The sequence below is a fragment of the Gemmatimonadota bacterium genome (assembly GCA_026705765.1).
Classification (GTDB): Bacteria; Latescibacterota; UBA2968; order UBA2968; family UBA2968; genus VXRD01.
On the sequence record JAPPAB010000046.1, the window covers coordinates 12,000 to 32,691 of the forward strand.

General features: G+C 51.1%; 18 protein-coding genes. 11 read left to right on the plus strand and 7 right to left on the minus strand.

The window, feature by feature from the left end:
- The 3 genes from OXH16_05820 to OXH16_05830 form a co-directional block, all read right to left on the minus strand.
- Positions 1-706 (minus strand): mandelate racemase/muconate lactonizing enzyme family protein (locus tag OXH16_05820; GenBank protein MCY3680893.1); only part of this gene is annotated, 706 nt, incomplete at its 3' end.
- Positions 707-721: 15 nt separating this feature from the next.
- Entirely contained in the window at positions 722-1,699 is a 978-nt protein-coding gene (locus tag OXH16_05825; GenBank protein ID MCY3680894.1) for an aldo/keto reductase, read from the minus strand.
- Entirely contained in the window at positions 1,696-3,255 is a 1,560-nt protein-coding gene (locus tag OXH16_05830) for a hypothetical protein (protein MCY3680895.1), read from the minus strand. Before OXH16_05830 ends, OXH16_05825 begins: the two co-directional genes overlap by 4 nt.
- Positions 3,256-3,402: 147 nt before the next feature.
- Between OXH16_05830 and OXH16_05835 the strand changes: the two genes are divergently transcribed.
- The 7 genes from OXH16_05835 (at position 3,403) to OXH16_05865 (ending at position 10,761) form a co-directional block, all read left to right on the plus strand.
- A complete protein-coding gene (locus OXH16_05835; GenBank protein MCY3680896.1) occupies positions 3,403-4,443 on the plus strand; it encodes an Ldh family oxidoreductase in 1,041 nt (346 codons plus the stop codon).
- Positions 4,444-4,457: 14 nt separating this feature from the next.
- Positions 4,458-5,663: a starvation-sensing protein RspA gene (locus OXH16_05840; protein MCY3680897.1), complete on the plus strand. Its 1,206-nt coding sequence runs from the start codon at positions 4,458-4,460 to the stop codon at positions 5,661-5,663.
- Positions 5,663-6,925 (plus strand): mandelate racemase/muconate lactonizing enzyme family protein, encoded by a 1,263-nt coding sequence (locus OXH16_05845; GenBank protein MCY3680898.1) that lies wholly within the window; start codon positions 5,663-5,665, stop codon positions 6,923-6,925. Before OXH16_05840 ends, OXH16_05845 begins: the two co-directional genes overlap by 1 nt.
- 111 nt (positions 6,926-7,036) lie before the next feature.
- Positions 7,037-7,945, plus strand: coding sequence for a Gfo/Idh/MocA family oxidoreductase (locus tag OXH16_05850; protein ID MCY3680899.1), 909 nt, complete (start codon positions 7,037-7,039; stop codon positions 7,943-7,945).
- Between the two features lie 29 nt (positions 7,946-7,974).
- A complete protein-coding gene (locus tag OXH16_05855) occupies positions 7,975-8,277 on the plus strand; it encodes an antibiotic biosynthesis monooxygenase (protein MCY3680900.1) in 303 nt (100 codons plus the stop codon).
- A gap of 21 nt (positions 8,278-8,298) precedes the next feature.
- The gene (locus tag OXH16_05860; protein ID MCY3680901.1) at positions 8,299-9,336 is read left to right on the plus strand and encodes an NAD(P)-dependent oxidoreductase; all 1,038 of its coding nucleotides are present in this window, start codon (positions 8,299-8,301) and stop codon (positions 9,334-9,336) included.
- Positions 9,337-9,351: 15 nt separating this feature from the next.
- A complete protein-coding gene (locus tag OXH16_05865; GenBank protein ID MCY3680902.1) occupies positions 9,352-10,761 on the plus strand; it encodes a sulfatase-like hydrolase/transferase in 1,410 nt (469 codons plus the stop codon).
- Positions 10,762-10,768: 7 nt separating this feature from the next.
- On the opposite strand, the gene OXH16_05870 is transcribed toward OXH16_05865, so the two are convergent.
- The 3 genes from OXH16_05870 to OXH16_05880 all read right to left on the minus strand — a co-directional run bounded on the left by OXH16_05870 (position 10,769) and on the right by OXH16_05880 (position 13,469).
- Positions 10,769-11,542, minus strand: coding sequence for a radical SAM protein (locus tag OXH16_05870; GenBank protein ID MCY3680903.1), 774 nt, complete (start codon positions 11,540-11,542; stop codon positions 10,769-10,771).
- Between the two features lie 127 nt (positions 11,543-11,669).
- A complete protein-coding gene (locus tag OXH16_05875; GenBank protein ID MCY3680904.1) occupies positions 11,670-12,746 on the minus strand; it encodes a C45 family autoproteolytic acyltransferase/hydrolase in 1,077 nt (358 codons plus the stop codon).
- An 18-nt stretch (positions 12,747-12,764) separates the two neighbouring features.
- Positions 12,765-13,469, minus strand: coding sequence for a carbohydrate-binding family 9-like protein (locus tag OXH16_05880; GenBank protein MCY3680905.1), 705 nt, complete (start codon positions 13,467-13,469; stop codon positions 12,765-12,767).
- Positions 13,470-13,629: 160 nt separating this feature from the next.
- Here OXH16_05880 and OXH16_05885 point away from each other — a divergent pair, with 160 nt between their 5' ends.
- Positions 13,630-14,586 (plus strand): NAD(P)-binding domain-containing protein, encoded by a 957-nt coding sequence (locus tag OXH16_05885; GenBank protein MCY3680906.1) that lies wholly within the window; start codon positions 13,630-13,632, stop codon positions 14,584-14,586.
- Between the two features lies 1 nt (position 14,587).
- Here OXH16_05885 and OXH16_05890 read toward each other — a convergent pair whose 3' ends face one another.
- Entirely contained in the window at positions 14,588-17,800 is a 3,213-nt protein-coding gene (locus OXH16_05890) for a sigma 54-interacting transcriptional regulator (GenBank protein MCY3680907.1), read from the minus strand.
- 436 nt (positions 17,801-18,236) lie between these two features.
- Between OXH16_05890 and OXH16_05895 the strand changes: the two genes are divergently transcribed.
- The 3 genes from OXH16_05895 (at position 18,237) to OXH16_05905 (ending at position 20,628) form a co-directional block, all read left to right on the plus strand.
- Positions 18,237-19,073 carry a hypothetical protein gene (locus tag OXH16_05895; protein ID MCY3680908.1) on the plus strand — a complete coding sequence of 279 codons (837 nt, stop codon included), beginning with the start codon at positions 18,237-18,239 and terminating at the stop codon, positions 19,071-19,073.
- Positions 19,074-19,221: 148 nt separating this feature from the next.
- The gene (locus OXH16_05900; protein ID MCY3680909.1) at positions 19,222-19,920 is read left to right on the plus strand and encodes an SUMF1/EgtB/PvdO family nonheme iron enzyme; all 699 of its coding nucleotides are present in this window, start codon (positions 19,222-19,224) and stop codon (positions 19,918-19,920) included.
- Positions 19,921-20,316: 396 nt separating this feature from the next.
- Positions 20,317-20,628, plus strand: a complete 312-nt coding sequence (locus OXH16_05905) for a transposase (protein ID MCY3680910.1) — start codon at positions 20,317-20,319, stop codon at positions 20,626-20,628.
- The last annotated feature ends 64 nt before the right edge of the window (positions 20,629-20,692 follow it).

Consider the following 20,692-nt stretch of genomic DNA (forward strand, 5'->3'; position numbering starts at 1 on the left):
CTAAGGGCAGATGCGTATTTTGTCGCACGAGGCGCAGGCTCTGCGTGCTTTCACTTCGCAATGGGTCTTCAATAAAAAATGGGCGATAGGGTTCCACGCCTTTGCAATATGCAATGACCCAGGTGGGATCCAGTCGCGTGTGAACATCGACGCAGATTTCGAATTCATCGCCACAGGCTTCGCGCACGGCTTTTACCTGTTCAATGCCATAACGCACGGCGCGCGAAGGTTCAAATACATTGGGACCTGTGGGATCGCTCATGCTCCATCGGGCAAATTTCCAGCCTTCTTCCTGTCGTTGCACACAATTTTCGACCAGGCGGTCGATATTGTACTTATCGCCAACATGCGGATAACACGCCACTTTGTCGCGGGTTCTTCCACCCAGGAGTTCATAGACGGGTACGCCCAGGGCTTTGCCTTTGATATCCCAGAGCGCGATGTCAACGGCGCTCACTGCCGCTGACTGTACCACGCCGCCCGGGAAAAATCCGCCGCGAAACATGACCTGCCACAAATGTTCAATTCGAAAGGGGTCTTGCCCGATAACGTCTGGAGAAAACGAGCGGATCACTTCGGCAATCGCGGTTCCGCGATGTATTACGCCCGCTTCTCCCAGGCCGTAAATGCCTTCGTCTGTTTCGACTTTGACGAAAAAATTTCCCGTTGTGGGCGCAATGAATGTTTTTAATGCGGTGATTTTCATGATGTTCCTCCTGATTCACCCAATCCATCCCGCTGTGCCAATCTCATCTGCGATGGGCAAGGCGCGAGATAGTTCTTCGTATGTGAGCGGTGGCATGTCTGATGTCGCTGTGTTGTCTTCAACTTGTTGTCGGTTTTTTGCGCCGGCAATGACACAGGATACGCCGGGGTGATCCAATACAAATCGCAGGGCTGCCTGTGCCATGGTTCGTTGCTCTGTTTGTAAAAACAAAAGTTCGGGTAGTTTTTTTAATCCCTCTTGCACTGCAGGACGTTGAAATCGTTCGTAACGCAAATCGTTTTGTGGTATTTTCTCGGCATTCTGTCCAAAGTATTTTCCGGTTAATTGGCCTTTTGCAAGGGGTACGCGGATGAGTGTGCCTATTTTTTGTTCTTTTGACCAGTGCAATAATTCGTCGGCACTGCGTTCTAACAAATTGTATCCGATCTGCAAAATGTGGATGGGTCCCAATGCCCGCAGTTTGTCGATGGCTTCCCGGTTGTTGGTCGAGATACCGTACCATCTGATTTTGCCTTCTCGTTGCAATTTTTCGAGGGTTTGCATGACGGCGGGCATGGCCCATTCGTGGGGAATCGCATGCAGTTGATAAATGTCGATAAAATCCGTTTGCATGCGTTTTAAGCTGTTTTCGCAGGCTTCGACAATCCGGTTGTGTACTGATTGCTCATCGTTCTGGTCAATGTCCCGGTTTGGCTGCACTTTGGTCGCAATGATCCATTTGTCTCGCCGTCCCTGTAGTGCTCGTCCGACGAGTTCTTCGCTGTGTCCGTCGCCATAGCCTTCTGCAGAATCGATTAAGTTCACACCGAGTTCTTCACAGCGATGGATCAATGCGATGGATTCCGCATCGCTTGTGCCCGACCAGACTTCAATGCTTCCATCTGCTCGCTGTTGTCTGCCTGAGATGGGAAAGGCGCCTAATCCGATTTCCGATACTTCGAGGCCGGTTTGTCCCAGTGTGCGATATTTCATGCCATGACTCCTGTCAATTCTACATTGGCAACTGCGCCGGCTTCCACTGTGAGGACCTGCCAGCCATTGTTCTCAAATCGCCACGAGAATGAGATGTCTGAGTCGCCGCCATTGTAAAACATCACGCCATCCACATCGGTTCCGGAATGGATCACGAGTGGAAGGATTTGGTTGGGGACGCCGTGCTCGCCATTGGCGTGTTTTACTTCGACTGTTGGCGTCACTTTGCTTTTTACTTCTCGCGTGCCCAAAAGCAATGGGCCGTAACATCCGGTCACGGGTCCAATGCCCCAGTTGCGTCCGTGTCCAGCCGCTGTCGAACAGATTGCGCCACCCATATCGGCGTGTTCTCTGCCACCGCGCAGCACCCGACGCGCCATCATCAGCTTGTCTGCTGCCTGTTTTAATGCGCGTTCGGCATAGTGCTCATCACCCGTCACCTGATATGCCAGCGTTAGTGCCGCGGTGCTCGGTTCTGTTGTGGGGGTTACGGAGCCGTCGCCATTCCATATTCCCCAATACGTCATGTCGTTGCGCTTGCCCACGCCGGGCCAATCGCGGCGGCGTGCCTGCGGAAAGACCATTGCCAATTCGCCTTCTTGCATGTCGGGGAAACGCACGATTTGCGCCTGGATTGCCTCGTCCAGAGAGGGATCGGAGAACTGCCGTCGAAAATGGGAAATCGCCGCTGCACCGGGGTCCGAATACGGGTCCAGCAATTCGCTGATCATGGGTTCTGCAATTCTCCGTGCCGCCTGGTGAAATACAGCGTCTCCCGATGCTTCGAACAGATCTCCCAGTGCGTATATGACGCCGGAAGCCAGCAGTACTTCGACTCCGATGAGTGGGTCGCCAGGGACGTGATGCCCGGCTTGCGCCGCCTTTTTTTGTTGTCCAGTCGCCTGCCTGCCAAATCTCGGTTGTTCGTTTGCATCCCAGGCAATGGGCAGGGGACCCTCTGGTATGGCGACGATCATTTCTGCCCGGCGCTTGCCGTATTGCAAAGCCCAGTCCAGGTACCGGTCCTGGCCCGTCATTCTGTGTGCGGCAAGGGCAATGTGGACAAAGCGGAAGTGCTCGGCAATTTCGGCGTCGTAGCCGTCGTCTCGTCCTACTGTGCGCGTGCCAATATAATATCCGTAAAACCGGTTGCGTTCCCAGTCAAACCATTCGGGAATGCCTTCGACCCAGTTGCCGATGTGTTCGGCTGCATCTTGTAGGAGTGCGTTTGCTTTTTCGTCTTCGGGAAATAATCCGAGATAACGCGGCAAAAAGAGCAGAAAGGGTTCGGTTCCGTGATGGGCTTCGGCTTCGGGTTCATAACCGTGCAGGCAGTCCCGTTCCACCCATCCGGCGAGCATATCGCGCAGGTGTTCAAAGTGCTCTCGCACCCCGTCATTTCCCGTGATGAGATAGTGGGGGAACCATGCCAGCGAATAGTTCGCTTCATCTTCGCCTCCGCCATGTCTGCTCGGCGGGTCCATCTGACGGCTTTGATCTAACCACGCATCCATCTCTTTTCGCAATGTCCGATAATGTTCAAAGCACTGTTTCATAAGTCAGCCCTCCAGAAGTTGTTTTTCTTTTTACCATTGGGATTTATTATCTTGACGCTTCGAAAACGCGAAACTAATTTGTCAGACAGCATAGCGGAAAAAAAATTCAAAGTCAAGGTCTCTTGAAGCCTATTAGAAAGGATTGTCATGTCGGACATTCGCATTCGCGCAGAGCACCTCGAACCGTTTATCCAATCGGTTTTTGAAAACGCGGGTATGCCGCCCGAAGATGCTGCCATAGAAGCAGAAGTGCTTATTTGGGCGAATCTGCGCGGGGTTGATTCGCACGGGGTTTTGCGCATTATTTCGTATCTCAACAATATCAAAACGGGCGCGATGAATCCTCGTCCCAATATCCGCGTCGTCAAAGAGTCGCCAGCGGTTGCCCACATTGCGTGCGATCGCGCTCTTGGACCTGTGGCGACTGTTCCTGCGATGAAAAAAGCCATTGAGAAGGCCAAAAATGTGGGGATCGGATGGGTGTTGCTCAGCGATGTCACGCATCAGGGCGCAATGGCTTATTATTCTTTGATGGCGGCACAGGAGGGTTTTGCGGGTATTGCCATTGTTTGCAGCCCGCCCAATATGGCGCCTTTTGGCGCGAAGGCAGCGGGCGTACACAATAGTCCGATAGCCGTTGCGGTTCCGGCGAATAAACGCGATCCCATTAGTCTCGATATGGCGACGAGTGTGGCAGCGGGTGGCAAGCTTCAACTCGCGCAGGATAAGGGCGTGCCGCTGGGCGAAGACTGGGCACTCGATGCCGCGGGCAATCCGACGACGGATGCGCGTAAAGGGGTTATTTTGCGCCCAGCAGGTGGTCCCAAGGGGTCGGGTCTTGCCCTTATTTTTCAGTGTTTGTCCAGTTTGATGGTCGATAATCCTCTGCTCGTTCCCGTATTGCGCGGGGGCGAGAGTTTGAAAAAGCAAAACGGCATTGTCGCTGCGATCGATATTTCCTTTTTTGTTGATCTGGATGATTACAAAGACCACGTCGATAACTTGGTTGATGAACTCAAAGCCCTGCCCAGAGCAGATGGATTTGACGATATTCTCATGCCCGGCGAGCCCGAAAATCGCACCCTTGTCGAACGCTCTGCCGAAGGTATTCCCATTCCAGTGGGTACGGCGGAAAAACTCCGCGAAGCCGCGCGGCGCTTTGATCTCGCGTTGCCCGAAGGACTATAAGAATTGGAGCAGATATGCCAGAAATTGTAACCATTCAAGATGTCAAAACCATCGTGACGCAGCCTGCGGGGTCGCGGCTTGTGATTGTCAAAGTTATCACGTCGGAACCCGGTCTTTACGGGTTGGGTTGTGCGACGTTTACGCAGCGATTTCACGCGGTGCGTACGGCTATTGAAAAACATCTCAAGCCTTTTGTTATTGGACGCGATGTGGATCGCATTGAGGAAATCTGGCAGATGAGCATGGTCAATGGGTACTGGCGCAACGGTCCCGTGCTCAATAATGCCATATCGGGGGTGGATCAGGCGTTGTGGGATATTAAGGGCAAGCGCGCGGGTATGCCCGTGTATCAACTACTGGGTGGGAAGTGTCGAGAGGCGGCAGATACGTATGCTCATGCCAGTGGGCGCGACAAGTACGAAGTGGTGGATAGCGTGCGTCATTATATGGCACAGGGCTATCGCCATATCCGCGTGCAGATGGGGGGATACGGGGGGCAGTCAGATACGATTCAAAAACCCGATGGTGCGCCCGATGGTGCTTATTATCATCCGCGAGAATATTGTCGTCGTATGTGCGATATGATTGAGCATGTACGTGCGGAGATCGGGCCTGAGATCGAGCTTTTGCACGATATTCACGAGCGTTTGCGTCCGGTTGACGCGATCCAGTTTGCCAAAGATGTGGAGCCTTTTAAACTTTTCTTTTTGGAAGATGCACTCGCGCCGGAAGACAATGCGTATTTTCACCACATGCGCGCGCAGTGCGCCACGCCCCTGGCGATGGGCGAACTGTTTAATCATCCGCACGAGTGGATGCCTCTCATTCAGGATCGGCTCATTGATTTTATTCGCATGCACGTTAGCCAGATGGGTGGGATTACCCCTGCGCGCAATGTCGCTGCTTATGCCAATATGTACAATGTTCGCACGGCGTGGCATGGGCCTGGCGATACATCACCTGTCGGTCACGCGGCCAATTTGCACCTGGATCTGTGGGCACCCAATTTCGGTATTCAGGAGTGGTGCCGTTTCAACGATCTCGTCTATGATATTTTTCCCGGTTTGCCCGAGGTGCGCGAGGGATATATGTATCCCAATGATGATCCCGGTCTGGGCATTGATATCGACGAGGATCTCGCTGCAAAATATCCGCCCGAAGATGAGATTATTCAGTGGACGCAAACGCGGGCGCCAGATGGATCGCCCATGCGGCCGTGATGAAGACACAGGAGAATTTTATGAATACCCATTCATCCCCATCGGATCTCAGAATTACCGATATGCGCGTTGTTAATCTTTCCGGTGTACCTATGCGTTCTACGCTCATTCGCCTGGATACCAATCAGGGTATTTATGGGTTGGGAGAGGTGCGCGATGGGGCCAGTCATATTTACGCTTTGCAACTGAAGCGCCAGCTTTTGGGTGAAAATCCCTGTAATGTGGATAAGCTGTTTCGCAAGATTAAACAGTTCGGGTGGCATGCGCGGCAGGGGGGCGGTGTGTGCGGTGTGGAGATGGCGTTGATGGATCTGGCGGGTAAGGCTTATGGCGTGCCCTGTTATCAGCTCGCAGGTGGGAAATTCCGCGATCAGATCCGCATTTATTGCGATACTCACACAACGCCGAATCCCGAAGAGATGGGCAATCGCTTGAAGGCGCGCATGGAGCAGGGGTTTACTTTTTTGAAGATGGATATTGGTGTGCGTTTGCTCAAAGATATTCCGGGTACGGTGTCTTCCCCTGCGGGCATGCTGGAAACTACGCAGGTTATGCATCCTTTTACGGGTATTCAGTTTACCGATAAGGGGATTGATGTTCTCGTTCAATATGTGGGCGTTGTGCGCGATATTGTGGGGTATGAGATTCCTCTGGCTGCGGATCACTTCGGGCATATCAATGTGGAGTCGTGTATTCGCCTTGCGCGCGCACTCGAGCGATTCAATCTCGCATGGCTGGAAGATATGATTCCATGGCAACTGACCGATCAATGGGCGCGCCTCAAGAACGCAACTGCGACCCCGGTTTGCACGGGTGAAGATATTTATCTTCTGGAACATTTCAAGCCGCTGATCGACAATAAAGCCGTTTCCATTATTCACCCGGATCTCGCTACATCGGGAGGGATTCTCGAAACTAAGCGGATTGGGGATTACGCGGAGGAACACGGTATTGCGATGGCTCTGCATATGGCGGCGACACCAATTGCGACGATGGCGAGCGTGCATTGCGCGGCTGCGACAAATAATTTTCTGGTTCTGGAATGCCACGCCGTTGATTATCCACCGTGGAATACGCTCGTTACGGGTTTGCCCAATCCCATTGTTCAAAATGGTTATATTCAGGTGCCCGACGCGCCCGGACTCGGCGTTGATTTGAATGAGGAAGCGATTAAAGAACATATCAATCCCAATTTGCCGGGCTATTTTGAACCGACAGATGCGTGGGATGAAGAACAGGTGAATGACAGGCTGTGGAGTTGATCCGCAGATGGACGCAGATGGACGCAGATGGACGCAGATGGACGCAGATGAACAAAAAAGGGGCAGGGTGGGGCTGACTGCTGATAACTAATAACTGAAAGGAGCGATAAGATGCCTAATATTGGTATTATTGGCGCAGAGAATAGCCATACTGTGGCGATTGCAAAGACGATCAATATTGATCAACTGGTGTCCGGTTTTAGTGTTACCCATGTTTGGGGAGAGACGCCGGACGATGCGAAAGATGCACAGGAGCGGGGCCTGATTCCCAATATTGTGGAGGAACCCGAAGATCTGATCGGAGAGGTTGACGCGGCTATTGTGGATCATCGCCATCCCAAATATCACCTGCCTGCGGTGCGTCCATTGCTGGAAGCCAAAATTCCTCTTTTTGTCGATAAGCCGTTTTGCTATCGTCTCGACGAAGGCAAAGAATTTCTGGCTCGAGCGCGTGAACTCAATGTGCCTGTGTGTTCTTTTTCGGTTTTGCCCAAGCAGGCGTCTTTCGCGCAGTTGCAAGAAGATGTCCGAGAACTCGGGCGCATTATTTCAGTTGTTTCGACGGGGCCTTGCGATATTGATTCTGAATATGGCGGTGTCTTTTTTTATGGGATTCATCAGGTCGATATGGTCGTGCGCTTGCTCGATCAGGATATTACGCATGTACAGCTCAATCGCGGGAGGCAAAATCACACTGCGACGGTTTATTCTGCGAGTGGCGCAATTTCGACGATGAATCTCGTTGGTGAAGGTCGTGTGGGGTTCCACGTTTCCGTGATTGGGGAAAAGGGGCGCACCGATCGCGTGATCGGATACGATGAGAATACGTATCTCACGGGTGTTCTCGATTTTTGTCGTATGTTCAGTACGGGGGAGACAGATGAAACCGATAGTTCGATGCTCACGCCCGTTGCTGTGCTCGAGGCGCTCGAGAAGTCGCAGGAGTCGGAGGAGAAGTGTGAAGTGCGAAAATTAAGCCGTAGGAGCGGCATCCCTGCCGCAAATGCCACTATCCGATAGAAGTTTATCCTGATCAATGGAGGTTTTTAATGATCGGTGTTCTTACGCACCACTGGGCTAAAGATGAGTGTGTTGATGAGGCTCGCGATCTTTTGAATCGCAATGGTATTGCCCAGAGTCAGGCTCCCGGATTTGTCAGCCGTCAGACGCTTCACAGTCTCGCCGACGAGACGAAGATTACGACGCTGGTTATTTGGGAGAATGAAGATATCTACGAGGGCTGGCGCGCCAGTCCCGAGCGGGAAGCCGTTATGAGTGGCGCAAGTGATCTCTGGTCACAGCCGACTGAGTCCGAGCGATTTGAAGTTGTACATCGCTTGTCCAGAGTATAGAGAATTTATTAGAGGTAAACTATGAGTAAAATCCTCGTTACGGGTGCTACGGGGCGTTTGGGCGCGAATGTGGTCAGGCAGTTGGTTGAGCGTGGGGATGATGTTCGCGCGCTGATCCTTCCCGATGATCCCAAGAAGTTCAAGCTCGATCCATTTGATATTGAGAAGATCGAAGGCGACCTCAGAGATGCGGCGTTGTGTCGCAGTATTGTGGATGGTGTAGATACAGTTGTTCATACGGCAAATATTCTGGGCCCACCGCGCGGTATGGATAATCAGACGTTTTACGAGATTAATGTTACGGGTACGTACAATCTTTTTGAAGCGGCAGCACCATTTGCCGATAAACTCCACAGGTTTGTCCATGTCAGCACCGACGCGGTTTATCCGATGGGCAATCAGCATATTCCGCCCTGTTATCAGCCGGTGAATGAAATCCATCCCAAACGCCCGAGTGGACTTTATGGCACGCTGAAATATATCAACGAAGCGATGGCAGAAGGCTATATGAATGGACACGGTCTCCAATTGTCCATTATTCGCCCTTCTGGCATGTTTGCGGGCAAAGAGGTGCTGGGGCGTTGGAATGTTCAGTTTGTGGCAGGGCGCATCCGCGATGCCGTGAATAATCCGGAAAGTGGTATTTACCATCCGGATGGCGCGGCTATTGCACGGGATATGCTCGACCGCGCCGAGCGTCCCGACCAACCATGTGCTGTCACCGATCGCGAGGGTCGTCCGTGGATGTGGTCGCCTTCTGATGCACGCGATACTGCGCGGGCGTGTATTTGCGCGCTCGACCATCCCGCGGCTGTTGGCGAGGCGTTCAATGCGCCGATTTACCGGCCGCTCGCTTTTCCCGAGGTTGCAGAGTATCTCGCGGGGATAACGGGTGTTCCTCTTTTTGAAGTTGAGGTTCCCATGCAGTGGGTCTATTGGTCTGACAATAGTAAGGCGCGCACACTCATTGGATACGAACCGCAGTGTACGCTTGAAAATATCTTTGATACCGCGCTCGCCGATCAAGCCGGTGAAGCCACGGATGTGATTTCGGCGTGAAGAACAGGAGTTTCTATGTCTGATAAGCCCAATATTCTGATTATTATGTCTGATGAGCATGCTCCTCAATACAGCAGTATTCACGGGCATTCACTGGTGCAATCGCCCAATATGGAGCGTTTGGCCGATATGGGTGTTACGTTTGATAATGCGTATTGCAATTCGCCGATTTGCGGTCCGTCTCGGATGTCATTTATGACGGGGCGTTATATCAATCGCATTGGTACTTATGACAATGGTTTTCCCATGGCGTCGGATACGGTTACGTGGGCGCATCGCTTGCGAAATGTCGGTTACGATGTTGTGATATCGGGTAAGCAGCACTTTTGTGGTCTCGATCAATTGCACGGTTTTCGCACACAACTCGCGCGCGATTTGCATGCGGAATTGTGGACAAAAAACGGTGTCCCACGCGGCGAGGGCAATTGGGATGCGGGGGTTGTTGAGGCGAAAAAGCCATGGAATGGTATTGCACAAGCGGGGCCAGGTACAACGACTGAGATACAGGTTGATGATCAGGTTGAAGAGGCTGCTCTCGCATATATCAAAGATCCCGCTCGCAAAGAACAGCCCTGGTGTATCAATGTGGGGTTTATTGCGCCTCATTTTCCGCTTGTGGTTCCGCGGCGGTTTTGGGACATGTATCCGCGGGATCAAATTGATATGCCCGAAATTCCCGAAGGCCATCTGGAAAACATGCACCCGGTTTACAAACGTCTGCGCCTGATGTTTGGTATGACCGACTTTTCCGAAGAACTCGTGCGGAGGGGACGCTCGGGTTATTACGGACTTATCACGTATTTGGACGAAAAAATAGGCCGGCTCATCGATGCGCTCGAAGAAACCGGTCAGCTTGAAAATACCATTATCGTGCATACTTCAGATCACGGGGAAATGAATGGTGAGCACGGCATGTGGCGCAAATCAAATATGTATGAGGCGTCTTCTCGTGTGCCTCTTCAGATTGTTTGGCCCGGTCATATTCCGGGTGGTTTGCGCGTGGCGCAAAATGTTTCACTCGTTGATCTCGTGGCTACCATAATTGAAGCCGCTGGCGCTTCGATGGATATTGCGCCTCTGGATGGGGATAGCCTTTTGCCGCTGATCAATGGTGAGACTGAGACGTGGAAGGACGAAGCCTTTTGCGAATACCTCGCACACGGTGTTATCCATCCCGTGGGTATGCTCAAGAAGGGCGATTACAAACTCAATATGAGCCCGGGAGATCCGCTTGAGTTGTTCAATATTGCAGAAGATCCGAATGAGTTTAACGATCTGTCAGAGTCGGCACAACACCGAGAAATACGCGATGCCATGCGCGACCGGCTATTGGAAATTTGGGGCGATCCAGAAGGTATTGAACAACAGGTGCTCAAAAGTCAAAGGGAGAGGCGGTTTATTACGGCGGCGAGTGGGGGGAGATGAGGGTAGGTCATTTTTCGCTTTTCAACATCCCTACATTGATCAATTCCGCTTTGAGTTCTGCAATCAGTTCTCGATATGTAAGACTGTTAAAATAGCGTCGCGCTTTTGGCATGGATGCTATTCCAGTCCTATCTGTATAATCCATCTTGCCAAAATACACCCCGTCGGCTGCTTCGGCTATTTGTTCGGCAAATTGGCGCGGTTGACAATACAGTACGGGAGCGAGCGATGCGGTGACGTGAATGCCAGCTTCGCGCAATCGCTTCATCGCTTTGAGACGCACGCCGATTTTCGGTGCTTTTGGCTCTGTGCGTTTGCGAACCCGGTCGTCATTCGTCGGCACGGAAAATCCCACCCGCAATCGACTGCCAAATTGCGTCAATAAATCCAGGTCATCCAAAACCAGATGACTGCGCGTATGCACGGTTAGAGCCTTCAGATTGCAGTCCACCAGCACTTTTAAGCAGCGCCGGCTCAATCGATATTTTCGCTCGATGTATTGATAGGGATCGGTCGCTGATCCCATGAAAATTTTGCGCCCGTAAATTTTGGCACGCGCCTTGCCCAATAAAAAAGGCGCGTTCATTTTGGGCTGTACCCACTCACCCCATGTCTTGGGATATTCGTAGGCGAATGGAAACTTCATTACATAGCAGTAGGCACATCCCAGGCCACAGCCAGAATAGGGGTTGAGGGTGTATTCCGTTATGGGTTCGCCGGGTGGATTTTGAGGCACGAGTACCGATCTTACATTGGTCTCGTCGATGTGCAATAATGGCATATTTGCTGCCTCCTGTACGCTTTAGTATTCTACTAAATATACTGCACATTTGTATATTATTCAAGAAAAAAGACCGTTGCAGGAGGTTCATCTCTCGCAACGGTCTCAACAGGAATGCGGCTTTTTTTTAGTTTAGGCGATACTCAACCCACTCGTTTTCACCGGTCGGTCCTCTGGTGTACCACGCTTTTCGTCCCGGGGGATCGAGTACGATGCCAGCAATGGTTTGACCGCAGGCTTCGCCATTGTGAATTTCGTTGTGGCGGCATATTCCCACGGGGGTATTTACGCGATCTGATAGCATATTTTTCAGGGCATCCGCATTGCGTTTGTCGCAGGATTTTAACAATCTGGTGGCGCGGCCCCAGCGCAAGATGCTTTGGCCGCGTTGATCCCATTGCCGCCTTTCAAAAGGCTTGAGCCGGTCTGTTAGATAGTGATTTGAATGGGCCATGGGTCCATCAAAGGGACAGATGACTTCGTATTCTCTCGCCGTGGTTTCGAGATCGTATATTTCGCCATTTTCATCGCATATTACGTAATTCATACCCGATGCTCTCGGTTTTGCTATCACTGCATCGATGGCGTCTCCGATTCGCACGGATTCCAGGATGCGCCGAATGATGAAGGGATAAAGCACGCCGCCCGATGCATCTGATGGGACGAGGTTGTTGATGACCACGCCAATGCCCGCATCGTTTATGCCCGCACAGCCCAGCATGCCGGCAGATGTGTAAAAGAGCGCGTCGGGTGCGTGTTCGTTTTTGACCTTGATCAAGATTGCTGCCGCTGCATAGAGTGACGAGAGGTCGTAATTTTGCGCGATCAATGCGCCTTCGCCCGATGTGCTTCCCGGAACCATGAATGATGTGCAACCCGATACCAGAAACGCATCGGAATAGTAATCGTGTAATTCCAAAAAGCCGTTTAATGCGAGGAGGTCTTCTACGGGTACATCCGCTGCCTCGGCGATTCCTTCCATTTCTTTAAAGAGGTGGGGTGCATAGTCGCGGTTGGGTCCCGCGTAAGTGGATACAATTTCATACACGCGCTCTTTTGTCAGATAGCCCTGTGTTCCGTGGACCATATCCTCAAAATTGATGGTGACAAGGTCCCGGATCAGTTCCTTAAATGTCTCACCATGCGCACGACCTCGCTCAGTTGGTGAACCACTGACTTCGAGCAATGGCAATGTCTGTGACATGTTTTTCTCCTTTTGCGATTATCTCCAGAATGGACTTGTCTTATCCGAGAATACTACCCGCCCAAAATCATCTGGTGAATGAAATTGCGGTTCCGGCGTGCGGCTGCCCGACCACTGGCTGAATTGCTCATTGGTTTTGCCGCCCAGGCGATTTAGATTTAGGTGCCAGATGTCATTTGTTTTTGGAGGGGTATGAATGGCGACGTGTGCAAAATTTGCAAAGGGTATGGCGGCTTCCAATATCCAGTATTTATCTTCGTCGCTGTCGTCGTTCAATGTGCCGACGATTTGCGTTTTGATTTGAATACCTTCGCCGTTCCACTCGCCGGGTACAGGCGCGTCTGGACCTTGTGGATGAAACTGGTCGAGAAAGATGCCGAGTACGTTCATTTCGATATTGAAATAAGCCTGGGGCTGATTGGGATTGGGTGCTGTGAATATTTCGACGGTGTCGTCTTTCCACACGTCGGAATCGCGCGCGGTGTGTTCTGCCCAAATATGTGCATCTTCACAGATGTATGAGACGTATAAATTATTGTCGTCCCACAACATTTTGGCTACGGTTTGTTCTTTTTTGCCCGATTTGTACCACGGAAATACAAAGGCTCCTACGTCTGGGGCTGCGACCCAGGCGGGTTCATTCAGGCGTCCGTCAATTACAATTGGTGTGCCTGCGCGATAAATGGTGTACATTGGGCGATCGGCATGAGTTGATTGTGCCATGAAAATTTCCCCAAGAAGTAAGATTAGAGAGGTTATTTTGAGTGCTAATGATCTCACTCATCACCTCATCGAGTTCAGTTGATTATATTGTACCCCTGTAGTCCTAAAATAGATTGCCTAAAAACAAATGTCAACGGATAGACGAATCAGGAGATGATACATGCGACAGTATATTTCAGATGAGCAAATCGCTTCGGTGATGACGACGCGGGATTTTGTCGAGAGTTGCGACGAGGCGTTTCGGCTTTATGGTCTTGGAAAAATGGTCAGTCCGCTGCGCAAAGAAGAGGTTTCGCGCGAGGGTGAGATGGATCTTTTTCGTCTGGTGATGCCGGGCTGGTGGAAGGGGAGGTTTACGGGACAAAAGGTTATCGAAGAGCGTTCGGATGTCAAGATGGGGCGGTTGGGTTCGAGAACCGCTGTGATTGAGTTGGAGGATGTGCGGAGGGGTGACCGCATTTCGTTTGATGCCGAGCGTATTACCAATATGCGTACGGGCGCGGCGGGCGCGTTGGGCGCGAAGTATTTGGCGAAGTCGCCTGTACGCACGGCGGCGATTCTGGGGACGGGGCGCATTGCACAGGCAATGGGCAGGTGTATTGATGTGGCTCTGGCGCCAGAGATCATACGTGTAACGAGCAGGACGCCCGAGAGACGTGCGGCTTATACAGCAGAAGTTGGAGGGGATCTTTCTTGTGATCTGGAAATGGTTGCGGATATTGAGACCTGTATTGATGGGGCAGATGCGATTTTTACTTCTGTGCCGACGCCTGAGCCGATTTTATTCGATGTGGAAAGCCATGTGCATATTTCTGTGATTGGGGGCGATGGGCGCTCCACGCAATTGGATCCGGGATTGTTGACGCGGCGATTTGTGGTGCCCGATCACGGTGAGCAGGTGTTGAAGTCGGGTGAGTTTCTCGCGTTGTGCGAAAGAGAGGAGACGCCCCGCTGGGTAAAGGGTGAGAAGGATGAAGTACTGAATATCGGGCATGCTGCACTGGGACTTATGGAACTCTTGCGCGGGCAGGGATGTATTGCGTATTCGAGCGGTCTGGCGATTCAAGATGTCCATGCTGCAGCGACTGTTTGGGGAAAAATTCGCGCTAATATATAATCTACTTTGGTTTTTGATTTTTGATACCCAGTCTTTTCATTTTTCCATACAGGGTAGAAGGCGGTACCCCAAGCAGTGTTGCCGCTCCGCCGGGTCCCTTTATCTGATATTTGGTGGCTTTGAGTACGTCGAGGATGTAGCGGCGTTCAAATTCATTCAAAGGCACAATTGGGCGGTCTTGAGAAGCGGATAAGGTGCGCCCCATATCTTCGATTCGAGAACCATACAGTCCCAGATCTCCCACTCCGATTTGAGAATGAGGACACAAGACGACAGCCCGCTGTATGGTATGCTCTAATTCACGCACATTGCCTGGCCAATCGTAGCTTTGCAACACCTCGATAATTTCTGGCGCCAAGGGAGCTATTTGCTTGCCTATATGTGCTGATAGGCGATCCTTGAAATAATCGGCCAACTCCGGAATGTCCTCCTTGCGCTCGCGCAGCGGCGGCAAATACATTAGAAAGGCATTGAGACGGTAATAGAGATCCTCCCGAAAATCACCTGTGTGGACCATCTCCTTTAAGTCGCGATTGGTCGCTGCCACAATCCGCGTCTTTGCCATCAGTGTCTCGCTGCTCCCAATCCGCTCAAACGTGCCTTCTTCCAGCAAACGCAACAGCTTGACCTGCGTATCCAGTGCCATATCGCCGATTTCATCTAAAAAGAGTGTGCCACCCTCTGCCAGTTCCACTCTGCCCAGTCTATGGGAAACCGCGCTGGTAAACGCCCCCTTTTCGTGACCAAACAGTTCGCTATCGATCAATGCCTCGGGCAGTGCGCCGCAACTGACCTCTATAAAAGGCCCCTCGCTATTGGCACTCAGCGCGTGTAACACCCGCGCCGCCAGTCCCTTGCCCACACCTGTCTCGCCCATAATCAGCACGGTTATATTGGTGGATGCAATTTTTTCAAGGTTGATTTGAAACTGGCGCAGTGCTGCGCTATGACCGATAAACTTCTGGCTTCCTCGATGGTTGATTACGTCCGTAAATGCTTCGATACGTGGGTCAGGCTCTACTGAGAGTCGCACCTGCGCTACCTCCGAATCATTGAGGTCGTGATCTATCGCTCTGACCTGGAAGGTGTAGTCTCCAGGTGGTAGGTTTCGATAATGTGCCCTCATCTTTCGCGCCGCAGGCTGCCAGTCAGAATCGTGTCCTTTCAGGCAGTAAACATAGAGCATGTCGCGGGGATGGGTGGAAAAACTCATGCCTTTGTACTCGAAAATCACCTGCTGTCCTGACGTGGATACAATGACTTCCTTCGAGTTCTCATAGACCTTATCGGCAATCACCCGAAGCAGGCAAATCTGTGGCGGCGTTTGCCGCTGACGGTAGCGTATGATAGAACCCAGCGCAGTGCCAAACCAGAAATTTCCATCGCGATCTTCGAGTATCTTGCAAACCAGTCCTATGTGCGGTGACTTGATCGTTTGGAAATGCTGACCATCGTAGTGAACCACACCCCCGTCTGTACCGAGCCAGAGGCGTCCTCGCGAATCCTCGAACAGACAACGGATGCGATTGTTCGGCAAGCCATCTTCAATCGTGAAGGCCTGAAAGTTGCTACCATCAAAGCAAGCCAGACCACCCTGAGTAGCGATCCACAGGTTTCCCTGATGGTCTTCCAAAAGATCGGTGACCCTATCGTCTATCAGCCCATCTTCAAGTCCATAAAATTTGAGCCCATCTTTGGGATGCCAGCGCGCGAAGCCCTTGTCGGTGTCGGAGAAATTATGGTAGGCCAGATGGAACCAGACCTCGCCCGTGCGTCCGACAATCACAGTACCGATGCGACTAATGTAACTGAAAGCATCTTTTTTTTCTTTCTCCACAAAAATGGTTTGGAACTGCTCTCCCTGCTGGTAAATGAGCTTTAATGGACTGATAAGAAAATCTTCTCTATTTATTGGCGTGCCGCTTTCCCAATGACCAAAAAGGAATTGTCCCTGCGCGTCCTGGGTAATTGTGCTGATACTCTTTTCGCCTAAGCCTGTCGCTATTTCCGTTTTTTCTATTTTTTGTCCATCGTAGCGGAACAGGCCAGTGCCGCCGCCAAACCATAAATACCCCTCATGGTCCTCGTAGATAGAAAGACAGTTGTCGATAGCAAAGTCTTGCTCGGGGCCTAAGAATGCAAAATCCTTACCATCAAAACGGGCGACTCTTTTGCCCAGAGAAGCCAGAATGGGAGAACTATACCCAATCCATATATCACCACGACTGTCTTGCACAAGCTGCGAGATCTCGCACGGCTCTATGTCTTTGGGAAACACCTTATCAGGGTCAAAAACGCTGATACTATGCGCATCGTAAAGCCCAACGCCACTCCAGGTGGCGAACCAAAACTGATCCTCGCCATCCTGAAACACAGCTTTGACTGCGGGATGCAAGCCATCGACAAGGGGAAACCTGCTGAATCTATTACCGTCCTGATACAGTACTCCCTCTGAGGTACAGAACCATATTCGCCCTTCCCGATCACACTGAATTTTGCGTAGCCACCCCCCCAAATCTACCTGAACAGACTGGAAATTGCCATCGGCATAGCACCAGAGTTCATCTCGATTTTCGAACCGACCGATCCACACTTTGCCGGTATGGTCCCTATCCAAAACATAGGCGACCGCATCTTTGGGAAAACCCTCTTTCTCATCATAGCGGTAAAAGGATTGCCCATCAAAGCGGATGAGGTAGTCAAAGCCAAACCACAGGTGGCCTTCCATATCCTGGGTGATACCCCAACAAAAAGAAACCTTAGGAGAGGGAGGCTGCTCGTAGCGCTGGAGGTAGAGCGGGATCATGTCGTGGAAAGCAGTGCCATCGTAATATCCCAGAGTACTCTTGCCACCGAACCATATACGTCCCTCACTGTCTTCGTAGATGCACTGCACGGATCGGCCTGCAATGCCATCGTCCTTCAAATGGTGAAAATTTGCCTCGTCGTACCAGCATACGCCCTTTGATGTACCGAACCACAACCGATCACGACTGTCCTTTTGAACAAAAAAAGTCCGGTCACTACAAAGACCGTCTCGTTCGGTAAAATTTCGGAACTCGTCTCCATCAAATCGGCTGGCACCGTTGTCCCAGGTGGCGAACCAGAGACAACCCTCACTATCTTGCGCAATGTGTTCAATGCGCATCCCGGCCAGGCCGCTATCCAGAGAATACGTCTGCCAGGTGCCCGTGCGGTCAAGTGGTTTGGTCATGGAAAGAACCTTGTGATATGGGTAAAAAATTGTATCTCACATTTGCAAAGGAAAACATAATTATTGAATCTCACACTTGCAAACAAAAAAGGACGTACTATAGTCTCAAGACCATAGTACGTCTTATATAAGACCATATAAGGTCTTATGCAAAAGCCAATCCGACTGTTCCGCGACGCTATTATATAGTCAGATTGGCTTTTTTCTGTATATAAAACAACCTGTTACGAGTATATGTCTGGAACACAATGCTCACATTGGCACGCTTTTTGCATTATATCTGAATTTCTAACGCCATAAAAGAGAAGAATCAGACATCAAAACATTGATGGTCGCGTTTCATTGGGAAAGGATGGCGCCACTGGGGTGATACCGGGGCGAGGACGCGAATCATCGCCGAAACAGTCAGGTGAGGTCCAAATAAGGGAGGTACAGTATGAAGCATTTTTTTGTATTTGTGGGCATTGCAAGTTGCTTGTGGTTATCACCGCCGGAGGCGCGTGCCGAGTCAGATAGGGAATTTTTGAATAAGACCATCAAGGAAACCCTGGTGGATCCGTCGAAAATTCATTCTGCCAAATACGGGAGGCGCACCATTACGTTGACACGCCTCTCGACCAGCCGGTATGAAATGCGCCTGGCACTGTGGACTCTGGGCACGCCGGTTCATCTTTTTGAATTCCGCATGCCGGGCTTGAGTAGCCTGATCTTTGAGGCGGACGATGGTTATGCCAATAGAGTCGAAATCGCCAACGTCGGCGATAGCAACGAGAATGACATATCATACTACGGCTATAGCAAGGTGTACGTCAGCCAGGACGTGTTGGACAAAATCGATTATGTAGATTTCAGCTTTTCGATCGCGATTCATGGCCTTTATCCATTGCCGGACGAGTTCTATTCGGAAGACGACGAGTACAAGCATATTAGTATTTCGCAAGCGTATATCCATATGAAGAACCCCGGGGCATTGTCTTCACCTAACAAATGGGGCTGGGACACGCCAGGCAGTCCTGAATGGGGAGAATTTCTGTCGAAGTATGAACATCCTTTGGAAGAAGGTAAATACAAGTTGCCGGAAGATCATTACATGGACGCAAAACAGGCTAAGGAGGCATTTCGTCGCATGCGCTGGCGTTACCACGAAGAAGAGGACTTATTCGTTAAAAATTGGTTCGATATTCATCATATGCGCGTGAATCCGGACCGCATCCTGGACCTCATCCGCAAACACAGTCCTGAAGCCTATGAGAAGATCATGGAAAAAGAATAAAAAAGAAAGGAGAGCCAAGATGTATCGACACTGTATTTGTGCAGGTGTAATAATTCTTATGAGCCTGCCCCTTTGGTCACAACAGGATACCGGGAACAGTGCGCCTTCACCTGGAGAGATTTTTCAAGATTGTGATGAATGTCCAAAGATGATTGTCGTGCCATCTGGAAGGTTCACGATGGGATCATCCAGGGGTGAGGCGCATCATGAAGATGATGAAGAACCGCTGCATAGGGTGCGTATAGATTACCGTTTTGCTGTGGGTGTATATGAGGTGACATTTGCCGAATGGTATGCCTGTATAGATGCAGGAGGTTGTGGAAACTATATTCCGGATGATATGCACTGGGGTCGCGGGAAACGTCCTGTGATCAATGTGAGTTGGGACGATGCGCAGTCTTATGTGCGCTGGTTGTCCGCCCGGACGGGTAAAACGTATCGTTTATTGAGTGAATCGGAATGGGAATATGTGGCACGTGCAGGGACAGAGACAGCGTATAGCTGGGGTAATAGCATCGGTGTCAACCGTGCCAATTGCAGGGGCTGCGGCAGTCAGTGGGATGATGCGAAGACAGCGCCAGTGGGATCTTTTGCAGCCAATGCGTGGGGCGTTCACGATATGCACGGCAATGTGCGGGAGTGGGTGCAAGATTGTTGGCATGACAATTACGAGGGCGCACCTACAGATGGAAGTGTGTGGGGGTCTGAGGAGGAGTGCGGGCGCGTGATGCGTGGTGGTTCGTGGGACTACGGACCGTGGAACCTGCGTTCTGCGGGTCGCGCTGGGGGGTACACCGTCAATTACCGAAACGAGAAGAACGGTTTTCGAGTTGCCCGGGATCTTTAACTCCTGATTCTTTACCTCTTGTGTAGGGGAGGAAAGGGGTGGAGTTTTTTTCACCTACACCTAACAGAATCACCAACGAAAGGAAGGTACACCTATGCAGAGCGTAATCAAAGGCATTCTTTTTACAATCTTATTGGGATTTTTCACAGTTGCGGTAGCCCATGAGGTGTCAGCAGATATTTGTACATTTTCAGGTGGAATAACAGCTTATCGAGTTTCAGATAAGGGAGACTGGTTTCCCGCAATTGTCAAGTGTGACGAAGAAACAATTCGTGTATATGCCCAGAAGACAAACCTATTAATAGCACGATTCGGGAGGGATGATACTGTAAGAGTAGGAATGGACTTGACCCGTTTTGGTGGGTACCTTATGAGTAATCAGAAAGGAGACCCACTATGCCACCAACACGTCCCCCTTATCCAGCCGAGTTGAAACGCCAGATCGTTGAGCTTGTACGCGCTGGTCGCTCTCCTGCCGAGTTGGCCAGAGAGTTTGAGCCGACCGCTCAGACGATCCAAAACTGGATACGCCAGGCTGATCGAGATGAAGGACTTCGACAAGATGGCTTGACCAGCGATGAACGAGAAGAGTTGCGTGTTCTTCGGCGCGAGAATAAGCAGTTGCGCATCGAGCGCGAGATACTCTCAAAAGCAGCGGCCTGGTTCGCAGCGGAGACCGACGCGATCCCAAGAAAATCTTCGCGTTAATAAAAGCGCACCAGGCACTTTGGCCTATCGCCACGCAATGCCGAGTACTGGGTGTCTCCCTCAG